Raw genomic sequence first — 11334 nt, forward strand, 5'->3', positions numbered from 1 at the left:
AATTAGGAGAAAAATATGAAACAATTATCTAGTGCACAAGTCCGTCAAATGTGGCTTGATTTCTGGGCAAGCAAAGGTCACTCTGTAGAACCATCTGTTAGCTTGGTTCCAGTAAACGACCCAACGCTTTTGTGGATTAACTCAGGGGTTGCCACTCTTAAGAAATACTTCGACGGAACCATCAAACCTGAAAATCCACGGATTACCAATGCTCAAAAAGCCATCCGTACCAACGATATCGAAAACGTAGGGAAGACTGCCCGTCACCATACCATGTTTGAAATGTTGGGGAACTTCTCTATTGGAGATTACTTCCGTGATGAAGCCATTACGTGGGCTTATGAGCTTTTGACAAGTCCGGAATGGTTTGATTTCCCTAAAGACAAACTTTACATGACCTATTACCCTGACGACAAGGATTCATACAACCGTTGGATCGCTGTTGGGGTAGATCCAAGTCACTTGATCCCAATCGAAGACAATTTCTGGGAGATCGGTGCGGGACCTTCTGGACCAGATACAGAAATCTTCTTTGACCGTGGAGAAGCCTTTGACCCTGAAAACATCGGTCTTCGTCTGCTTGCGGAAGATATCGAAAACGACCGTTACATCGAAATCTGGAACATTGTCTTGTCACAATTTAACGCTGACCCAGCAGTTCCTCGTAGCGAATACAAGGAATTACCACACAAGAACATTGATACGGGCGCAGGTTTGGAACGTTTGGTAGCCGTTATCCAAGGGGCGAAGACTAACTTTGAAACAGACCTCTTCATGCCGATCATCCGTGAAGTGGAAAAGATGTCTGGTAAAACCTATGATCCAGATGGCGATAACATGAGCTTCAAGGTGATTGCTGACCACATCCGTTCGCTTTCATTTGCGATTGGAGATGGGGCTCTTCCAGGTAATGAAGGACGCGGTTACGTTCTTCGTCGTCTCCTCCGTCGTGCTTCCATGCATGGTCAAAAATTGGGGATTGAAGGAACCTTCTTGTATAAATTGGTTCCAACCGTTGGGAAGATCATGGAAAGCTACTACCCAGAAGTACTTGAAAAACAAGACTTTATCGAAAAAATTATCAAGAGTGAAGAAGAATCATTTGCTCGTACCTTGAACTCTGGTCAACACTTTGCCCAAACCATCGTTGAAGACTTGAAAGCCAAAGGTCAAACAGTGATTGCTGGTCAAGATGTCTTCAAACTCTATGATACATACGGATTCCCAGTGGAATTGACAGAAGAAATCGCAGAAGAAGCAGGTATGACAGTCGACCGTGAAGGTTTTGAAGCAGCCATGAAGGAACAACAAGAACGTGCGCGTGCATCAGCTGTTAAAGGCGGATCCATGGGGATGCAAAATGAAACCCTTCAAAACATTACAGTTGAAAGTAGCTTCAACTACAATGCTAGCCAATTGCCTTCTAAGTTGGTGGCTATTGTAGCGGACAATGCAGAAGTAGAAGCTGTATCTGAAGGGACTGCATCACTGATCTTTGCAGAAACTCCATTCTATGCTGAAATGGGTGGACAAGTTGCGGACCATGGTCAAATCTTGGATGCTCAAGGAAACGTCGTAGCGACTGTAACAGATGTACAAAAGGCACCAAATGGACAACCGCTTCATACGGTTGAAGTTCTTGCTCCTCTTGCCTTGAACCAAGAATACACCTTGGCGATCGATACCAATCGTCGTCATCGTGTCATGAAGAACCACACTGCGACTCACTTGCTCCATGCGGCTCTTCACAATATCCTTGGTAACCATGCAACCCAAGCAGGATCTCTCAACGAAGTAGAATTCCTTCGCTTTGACTTTACCCACTTCCAAGCCGTAACTCCTGAAGAATTGCGAGCTATTGAACAACAAGTCAATGAAAAGATTTGGGAAGCGATCGCAGTCGAAACAATTGAAACAGATATCGATACTGCTAAAGAAATGGGAGCCATGGCCCTCTTTGGTGAGAAATACGGTAAGGAAGTCCGTGTTGTCACTATTGGTGATTACTCTGTTGAGCTCTGTGGTGGTACTCACGTAGGTAACACTTCTGAAATTGGTCTCTTCAAGATTGTCAAAGAAGAAGGGATCGGATCAGGAACTCGTCGTATCTTGGCAGTGACTGGTAAGGAAGCCTTTGAAGCTTATCGTGAACAAGAAGATGCTCTGAAAGCAGTCGCAGCAACTTTGAAAGCTCCTCAACTCAAAGAAGTCCCTCACAAGGTGGAAGGTCTTCAAGAACAACTCCGTCAATTGCAAAAAGAAAATGCAGAATTGAAGGAAAAAGCAGCAGCAGCGGCAGCAGGTGATGTCTTCAAGAATGTTCAAGAAGCAAACGGACACCGTTACATTGCCAGCCAAGTTTCTGTATCAGATGCAGGTGCCCTTCGTACCTTTGCGGATAACTGGAAACAAAAAGATTACTCTGATGTGCTTGTTCTTGTCGCAGCCATCGGTGACAAGGTCAATGTCCTTGTAGCCAGCAAGACAAAAGATGTGCATGCAGGTAATGTGATCAAAGAATTGGCTCCAATCGTCGATGGACGTGGTGGTGGTAAACCAGACATGGCCATGGCAGGAGGAAGCAACCAAGCCAAGATCCAAGAATTGTTGGATGCTGTAGCAGGTAAATTGTAATTATCGAAGAGGTTGGATGTTTGTTCAACCTCTTTTTTCAAAAAAGAAGCAGATCCAATTAGAAAAAGATTGCAACAAAAAAACCTTTCCGTCTGGAAAGGTTTCAGATTGAAGATAAAGTCTTCTGAAAAACTTTCCTTAGGTGAGTACGGACGTCAGCGAACTTCTACGAAGTTCCATGACTAATTCTTGAGACTAAGGTCTCAAGAATTCCGAGTGTCTGAGACTACTATGTCTCAGACACTTTTCTCACGGCGGAAAGTTTTTAATCTTTAAAAAATAAAAGTCATTTTTTGAAAATCATCTATCTGTTTTATGTAAAACAATAGGTTGTCTACATTTAAAAACCTTTCCAAACGGAAAGGTTTTTCTTCTTATAGTCCGTAATTGTAATCGTCATCCTGCATGGCTTCTACTTCACCGAGAAGGTAACCATTTCCGACTTGAGAGAAGAAGTCGTGGTTAGATGTACCGGTTGAGATTCCGTTCATAACGATTGGGTTGACGTCATCCGCTGAGTCTGGGAAGAGTGGATCTTGTCCCAAGTTCATGAGGGCTTTATTAGCATTGTAGCGAAGGAAGGTCTTGACTTCCTCTGTCCAGCCCACACCGTCATAGAGGCTCTCTGTATAGCCTTCTTCATTTTCATAGAGGGTATAGAGCAGGTCATACATCCACTCTTTGAGTTTTTCTTGTTCTTCTTCTGGTAATTCGTTAAATCCAAGTTGGAACTTGTAGCCGATATAGGTTCCGTGAACTGATTCGTCCCGAATGATCAACTTGATGATCTCAGCTACGTTGGCCAATTTGTTGTTTCCAAGATAGTAGAGAGGTGTGAAGAAACCAGAGTAGAAGAGGAAGGTCTCAAGGAAAACGCTGGCGACTTTCTTTTCAAGGGGAGTCCCATTGAGATAGATTTCGTTGATGATTTCTGCCTTCCTTTGAAGGAAAGGATTGGTGTTGGTCCATTCGAAAATCTCTTCGATTTCTGACTTGGTATTCAAAGTAGAAAAGATAGAAGAGTATGACTTAGCATGGACAGATTCCATAAATTGGATGTTGTTAAAGACAGCTTCTTCATGGGGAGTACGAATATCCGCACGAAGGGCTTGAACACCTGTTTCAGATTGCATGGTATCTAGAAGAGTTAATCCCCCAAAGACTTTACCAACTAGGTCTTTTTCTTTATTAGATAACTTTCTCCAGTCATCCAAGTCGTTTGACAAAGGGATACGTGTATCCAACCAGAATTGCTCTGTCAGTTTTTCCCAGGTCGATTTATCGATGACATCTTCGATCGCATTCCAGTTAATGGCTTTGTAGTATGTTTCCATTTGCATCACTTTCTTTTTCTATTCATTCAATCGTTACTATTCTACCATAAATTGATAGAATACCGCACAAAAAGTCGGCGAACCGACTTTTGATAGCTATCTAGGATAGCGGATTAGATGACACAGCTTTCACATTGGTTGGCGCCAACTTCTCCACCATCATCTGTAAAGGTACGGACGTAGTAGATAGACTTGATACCCTTGTTAAAGGCGTAGTTCCGAAGGATAGACAAGTCACGAGTGGTTTGTTTGTTTTCAGTTTTCCATTCGTAAAGACCCTTTGGAATATCGCTGCGCATAAAGAGAGTCAGTGAAAGACCTTGGTCTACATGCTCAGTTGCAGCAGCATAGACATCGATGACTTTTCGCATATCCATGTCGTAGGCAGAAGTGTAGTAAGGAATCGTTTCCGTTGACAATCCTGCTGCAGGGTAGTAGATCTTACCGATTTTCTTCTCTTGGCGTTCTTCAATCCGTTGTGTAATTGGGTGGATAGAAGCAGATACGTCATTGATGTAGCTGATAGATCCATTTGGTGCGACAGCTAGGCGGTTTTGGTGGTAAAGACCATCTGCTTGAACTTTAGCACGCAGTTCTGCCCAATCCTCAGCACTTGGGATAAAGATATCTTTAAAGAGTTCTTTGACGCGATCAGATTTTGGTACAAATTCTCCAGTCGTGTACTTATCAAAGTAAGTACCATTGGCATAATCAGATTTTTCGAAGTTGTGGAAGGTAACACCACGTTCGCGCGCAATGTTGTTTGATTCTACGAGAGTCCAGTAGTTCATGAGCATGAAGTAGATGCTCGTAAACTCAATAGACTCCGGTGATCCGTATTCGATCAATTGTTGGGCAAGGTAGCTATGAAGTCCCATGGCTCCAAGACCAAAGGTATGCGCCAGTTTATTTCCGTGGTCAATAGTTGGAACGGCTACGATATGAGAGCTATCTGTAACGAAGGTCAAAGCACGAACCATGGCACGAATCGAACGACCAAAATCAGGTGAAGTCATCATGTTAACTACGTTGGTTGAACCAAGGTTACAGGAGACGTCTGTTCCCATTTGAACAAATTCTTGGGCATCGTTGATCAAGCTTGGTTCTTGAACTTGAAGGATCTCTGAACACAAGTTACTCATGATGATTTTTCCATCAACAGGGTTTGCCCGGTTAGCAGTATCAATGTTGACTACATATGGATAGCCAGATTCTTGTTGCAATTTAGAAATTTCAGTTTCCAAATCACGTGCCTTAATTTTAGTCTTGCGGATATTTGGATTAGCAACCAACTCATCGTATTTTTCAGTGATGTCGATGTAGTTAAATGGTACTCCGTATTCACGTTCCACAGAGTATGGGCTGAAGAGGTACATTTCTTCATTCTTACGCGCCAACTCGTAGAACTTGTCTGGCACGACGACCCCAAGTGAGAGAGTCTTCACCCGAACTTTTTCATCAGCATTTTCTTTCTTAGTTGAAAGGAAGGCGATGATGTCTGGGTGGAAGACGTTGAGGTAAACCACCCCAGCCCCTTGGCGTTGTCCCAATTGGTTAGAGTAAGAGAAGCTATCTTCGAAGAGTTTCATAACTGGAACCACTCCAGAAGCGGCTCCTTCATACCCTTTGATTGGTGCTCCAGCTTCACGAAGGTTGCTGAGTGAAATCCCTACACCACCACCAATACGTGAAAGTTGAAGAGCTGAGTTGATAGAACGTCCGATAGAGTTCATATCATCTGTAACCTGGATCAAGAAACATGATACCAATTCACCACGACGTGCACGTCCAGCATTTAAGAAAGAAGGAGTAGCTGGTTGGTAGCGTTGGTGAATGATTTCATTTGCGATGTCTTTAGCAATTTCTTCATTTCCATCCGCAAAGTAGAGAGCATTGAAGAAGACGCGGTCTTCCATGCTTTCGAGATAGTACTCTCCATCATTTGTTTTCAGAGCATACTGGTTATAGAATTTATAGGCAGCCATGAAGGACTTGAATTGGAAGTTTTGATCTTTGATAAATTGGGCCAATTCTTCCAAAAATTCAGGACGGTATTTCTCGATAAAAGCTCTCTCAATGTAATTGTGCTCGAGAAGGTACTGAATCTTGTCTGTAATCGAGTCAAAGGTTTTAGTATTTGGTACAACATTTTCTTTAAAGAACGCATCCAAAGCTTCTTTATCTTTATGAAGCATGATTTGGCCGTTTACTGGACGGTTGATTTCATTGTTAAGACGAAAATACGTCACATCTTCAAGAGATTTTAATCCCATAATAATCCTTTTCTAGTTCAAAAAATGAAGAGGAGAAGTCCTCTCTTTCCAAGTAAAAAGTCTAGTGTTAGGTTGCTAACGCTAGACCCTATTTAAGCAAAATACTGTGTTAATTAAGAAAGTTTCTTCAACTTAGCTGGTTGAAAACCAGAAAATACTTCATCCGGTGTTTGAATAACTGGAGCAGCATTGAAACCAAGGTTCTTAACATGCTCTACAAATTCTGGCTGTTCATCTAAGTTAATTTCGCGGTATTCCACATGATTGCTATCGAGGAATCGCTTGGTCATTTTGCATTGAATACAATTATTTTTTGAATAAATGGTTACCATTTCTTTTCCGTTCTCCTATCGAAATATAAATCTGTAAACAGTATAAACAAAATCCAGCAACTTGTCAACAAAATAAAACTAAATATTGTGCAAAGAGATGAAATGGAGTTTTCAAAGCACAATATATTGTGGTGAGTGAAAAGTGTGAAAATCGAAGAAATGGGATAGGAATAGGCTTTAAAGCATCTTTAATTAGTTATAATTTTTTGGTGAATCAATATCCTGTGGTTAAAGAGCTTCTTTTCATTGAAAGCGGAGGAAAATGTTACTTATAATATAGTAGAAAATTGAAAAGATATTTCCTCTGTTCTTCAAGTGCTTCTTAAAATGTATCTAAATTGGGATTTTTCGCAGTCTTTTTCTGTAAGTCAGTGATAAAAATCTTGAAAAAAATTTCAAAAGATGATATAATACCAAATTGTAAGGGTTATCAAAAGGTAACTCAAAAACTATTTTTAAAAAGGAGAGTCAAACTATGGCTTCTAAAGATTTCCACATCGTGGCAGAAACAGGTATCCACGCACGTCCAGCAACTTTGTTGGTTCAAACTGCTAGCAAATTTGCTTCAGATATTACTCTTGAATACAAAGGTAAATCAGTTAACTTGAAATCAATCATGGGTGTTATGAGCCTTGGTGTTGGTCAAGGAGCAGACGTTGTAATCTCTGCAGAAGGTGCTGACGCTGATGATGCTATCGCAGCTATCTCAGAAACAATGACTAAAGAAGGATTGGCTTAAAATATGACAAAAATGCTAAAAGGAATTGCAGCATCTGACGGTGTTGCCGTTGCTAAGGCATATTTGCTCATTCAACCAGACTTATCATTTGAGACTGTTTCAGTCGAAGATACAAGTGCAGAAGAAGCTCGTTTGGATGCAGCTCTTGAAGCTTCACAAAACGAGCTTTCTCTTATCCGGGAGAATGCAGTAGCAAGCCTTGGTGAAGAAGCAGCGCAAGTTTTTGATGCGCATATGATGGTTCTTGCTGACCCTGAAATGATTGGTCAGATCAAAGAAACAATTCGTACGAAAAAAATCAATGCAGAAGCAGGCTTGAAAGAAGTCACTGACATGTTCATTGCGATCTTTGAAGGAATGGAAGACAATCCTTACATGCAAGAACGTGCGGCAGATATTCGTGACGTTACCAAACGTGTCCTTGCCAACTTGCTTGGTAAGAAATTGCCAAACCCTGCTTCTATCAATGAAGAAGCAATCGTGGTTGCGCATGACTTGACTCCATCTGATACAGCGCAGTTGAACAAAAAGTATGTAAAAGCTTTTGTTACGAATATCGGTGGACGTACCAGTCACTCAGCTATCATGGCTCGTACACTTGAAATCGCAGCTGTTCTTGGTACAAATAACATCACAGAACTTGTCAAAGATGGTGATGTTTTGGCTGTTTCAGGGATCACTGGTGAAGTGGTGATCAACCCTACTGAAGAACAAATTGCAGAGTTCAAAGCAGCTGGTGAAGCTTATGCTAAACAAAAAGCTGAATGGGCTCTCCTTAAAGATGCGAAAACAGTGACTTCTGATGGAAAACACTTCGAGTTGGCTGCCAACATCGGTACACCTAAAGACGTTGAAGGTGTAAACGATAATGGTGCAGAAGCTGTTGGTCTTTACCGTACAGAATTCTTGTACATGGATTCTCAAGACTTCCCAACGGAAGATGACCAATACGAAGCCTACAAAGCAGTTCTTGAAGGTATGAATGGTAAACCTGTGGTTGTTCGTACAATGGATATCGGTGGGGATAAAGAACTTCCTTACTTCGACCTTCCTAAAGAAATGAACCCATTCTTAGGTTTCCGTGCTTTGCGTATTTCTATCTCTGAAACTGGTAATCAAATGTTCCGTACCCAATTGCGTGCCTTGCTTCGTGCATCTGTTCACGGTAAATTGCGGATCATGTTCCCAATGGTTGCTTTGTTGACGGAGTTCCGTACTGCTAAAGGTATTCTTGAAGAAGAAAAAGCTAAATTGCTTGCTGAAGGTGTTGCTGTGGCAGATGATATCCAAGTAGGTATCATGATTGAAATCCCAGCTGCAGCAATGCTTGCGGACCAATTTGCTAAAGAAGTTGATTTCTTCTCAATCGGTACAAATGACTTGATCCAATACACAATGGCTGCTGACCGTATGAACGAACAAGTTTCATACCTTTACCAACCATATAACCCATCAATCCTTCGTTTGATCAATAACGTGATCAAAGCAGCTCACGCTGAAGGCAAATGGGCAGGTATGTGTGGTGAAATGGCCGGTGACCAAACTGCTGTTCCACTTCTTGTCGGAATGGGCTTGGATGAGTTCTCTATGTCAGCGACATCTGTCCTTCGTACACGTAGCTTGATGAAGAAACTCGACACAGCTAAAATGCAAGAATACGCTAACCGTGCTCTGACTGAATGTTCAACAATGGAAGAAGTTCTTGAACTTTCAAAAGAATACGTGAACGTAGACTAAGAGTCGATCAAGACTAAGACAAATTTGTCTTAGTCTTTTTTTACATTGTACATAAAAATGTTCATTTTATTCGTAATAAACTAGTTAGTAATAAAAATAGTGATTTAAATGTTCGGTTTTTTGTTTAATTTTCCTCGTATATATAGTATAATCGTAAGTAAGATTAGGAGGAAAGCGAAGGAATGAAGTAAAAGGTTCGGGAAAGAAAATGGAAAAACTTTTCCTGATAAATTTACATGATTTTACAGGAATCAACTTGAAAATTAAGTGATTTTATAGTAAAATAAAAACAACTAGAAAACGCTTTCAAAAAATAAAGAGGTGAGTATATGGATAGAAGCACAGACTTATGGACATTTGGAAGAGGGGATAATTTCCATCTTCAAGAGTACTTAGGAGCTCACAAGGAAACAAGGGGAGAACAAGAAGGCTTTACCTTCCGTGTTTGGGCTCCCAATGCTCAGGCGGTGGATCTGATTGGTGATTTCACTGATTGGGAAGCTCATAAAATTCCAATGGTTCGTAATGAAGGAGGCGTCTGGGAAGTCTTCTGTTCCGATGCAAAAGAGGGAGATATATACAAGTATTTGGTGACTCGACAAAATGGTCATCAGGTGCAAAAAATCGATCCTCTAGCGTTATGGATGGAAAAGAGACCCAATACAGGATCTATTATTAAGACCATTCCAGAGAAAAACTGGAAAGATGGTCTCTGGAGAGCACGCCGTAAAAAACTTGGTTTTAAGGAACGACCTGTTAATATTTACGAGGTTCATGCAGGATCTTGGAAACGAAATGAGGATCACAGTTCCTACACCTTCAAACAACTAAAAGATGAACTCATTCCGTATCTGGTAGAGATGAACTACACCCACGTGGAATTTATGCCAGTGATGGCCCATCCATTGGGCTTGAGTTGGGGCTATCAGCTCATGGGATATTTTGCACTCGAGCAGACTTATGGTAGCCCAGAAGAGTTTCAAGACTTCGTGGAAGAATGCCACCTCAACAATATCGGAGTGATCGTGGATTGGGTACCAGGACATTTCATTATCAATGATGATGCCTTGGCTTATTATGATGGAACACCAACCTTTGAATACCAGGATGAACATCGTGCCCATAACTACGGATGGGGAGCCTTGAACTTCGATTTAGGGAAGAATCAAGTCCAGTCATTCTTGATTTCTAGTTTGAAGTTTTGGATTGATACCTATCATTTAGATGGGATTCGGGTCGATGCTGTGAGCAATATGCTCTATCTTGACTACGATAGTGGTCCATGGACACCAAATATTGATGGTGGAAACCTCAACTACGAAGGCGTTCATTTCCTTAGACGTTTGAATGCGATTATCAAGAACGAACACCCAGATGTCATGATGATTGCAGAAGAAAGTTCTGCTGGTCAAAAGATCACGGGTCCTGAAGAAGAAGGTGGACTTGGTTTTGACTATAAATGGAATATGGGGTGGATGAATGATATCCTTCGATTCTACGAAGAAGATCCCATCTACCGGAAATTTGACTTTAACCTGGTAACCTTTAGTTTCATGTATGCATTTTCTGAAAACTTCTTACTACCATTTTCACATGATGAAGTGGTGCATGGTAAGAAGAGTTTGATGCATAAGATGTGGGGAGATCGTTACAATCAATTTGCTGGACTCCGTAACCTCTTGACCTATCAGATTTGCCATCCAGGTAAGAAATTACTCTTTATGGGTTCAGAATTTGGTCAATTTTTGGAATGGAAGTCAGAAGAGCAATTGGAATGGGGCAATCTAGAGGATGAAATGAATGCTAAGATGCGTCGTTTCACTTCTCAGCTCAATCATTTCTACAAAGAACACAAGGAATTGTGGGAGATTGATGATAGCTTTGATGGCTTAGAGATTATTGATGCAGATAACCGGGATCAGAGCGTCTTGTCTATGATCCGGAAAAATCGTAAGGGTGATCTTTTGGTGTGCGTCTTTAATATGGCACCAGTAGAACGCAAGGACTTTACGATTGGTGTGCCTATATCAGCGGTCTATGAAGAAATTTGGAATACAGAATTAGAAGAATGGGGAGGTGTCTGGAAAGAGCACAATCCGACAGTTCAGTCTCAAGATGGACTGTGGAAGGATTATGAACAAACTTTGACCTTTACTTTGCCGGCTTTAGGAGCTAGCATTTGGAAGGTGAAACGGAAGGTTCGCAAAACGAAATCTAAAACATCAGATAAAAAATGATGATCGGTTGACTCTAAGGGAGTCCAAGCTTTAAAAAGAGGAAGTAGT

The 11334-nt window shown here is 41.3% G+C and carries 7 protein-coding genes; 4 read left to right on the forward strand and 3 right to left on the reverse strand.

All coding sequences use genetic code 11. The features are described 5' to 3' along the window. Positions 1-15: 15 nt before the first annotated feature. Positions 16-2634, forward strand: a complete 2619-nt coding sequence (alaS, locus tag P5Y91_RS02720; RefSeq protein ID WP_277838925.1) for an alanine--tRNA ligase — start codon at positions 16-18, stop codon at positions 2632-2634. Positions 2635-3008: 374 nt separating this feature from the next. Here the strand turns inward: alaS and nrdF are convergent, their stop codons facing one another. The 3 genes from nrdF to nrdH form a co-directional block, all read right to left on the reverse strand. Beyond that, on the reverse strand, positions 3009-3968 hold the full coding sequence (nrdF, locus tag P5Y91_RS02725) for a class 1b ribonucleoside-diphosphate reductase subunit beta (RefSeq protein ID WP_031573445.1): 960 nt from the start codon (positions 3966-3968) through the stop codon (positions 3009-3011). A 113-nt stretch (positions 3969-4081) separates the two neighbouring features. After that, positions 4082-6241, reverse strand: a complete 2160-nt coding sequence (nrdE, locus tag P5Y91_RS02730; RefSeq protein WP_277838926.1) for a class 1b ribonucleoside-diphosphate reductase subunit alpha — start codon at positions 6239-6241, stop codon at positions 4082-4084. A gap of 113 nt (positions 6242-6354) precedes the next feature. Continuing rightward, a complete protein-coding gene (nrdH, locus tag P5Y91_RS02735) occupies positions 6355-6573 on the reverse strand; it encodes a glutaredoxin-like protein NrdH (protein WP_049483904.1) in 219 nt (72 codons plus the stop codon). 475 nt (positions 6574-7048) lie between these two features. Between nrdH and P5Y91_RS02740 the strand changes: the two genes are divergently transcribed. The 3 genes from P5Y91_RS02740 (at position 7049) to glgB (ending at position 11286) form a co-directional block, all read left to right on the forward strand. Beyond that, a complete protein-coding gene (locus P5Y91_RS02740) occupies positions 7049-7312 on the forward strand; it encodes a phosphocarrier protein HPr (RefSeq protein WP_003006411.1) in 264 nt (87 codons plus the stop codon). A gap of 3 nt (positions 7313-7315) precedes the next feature. Further along, a complete protein-coding gene (ptsP, locus tag P5Y91_RS02745) occupies positions 7316-9049 on the forward strand; it encodes a phosphoenolpyruvate--protein phosphotransferase (protein ID WP_277838927.1) in 1734 nt (577 codons plus the stop codon). Positions 9050-9378: 329 nt separating this feature from the next. Then, positions 9379-11286, forward strand: coding sequence for a 1,4-alpha-glucan branching protein GlgB (gene glgB, locus P5Y91_RS02750; RefSeq protein WP_118228344.1), 1908 nt, complete (start codon positions 9379-9381; stop codon positions 11284-11286). Positions 11287-11334 lie beyond the last annotated feature (48 nt).

This window comes from Streptococcus taoyuanensis (assembly GCF_029589235.1).
In the GTDB taxonomy this organism is placed as follows: Bacteria; Bacillota; Bacilli; order Lactobacillales; family Streptococcaceae; genus Streptococcus; species Streptococcus taoyuanensis.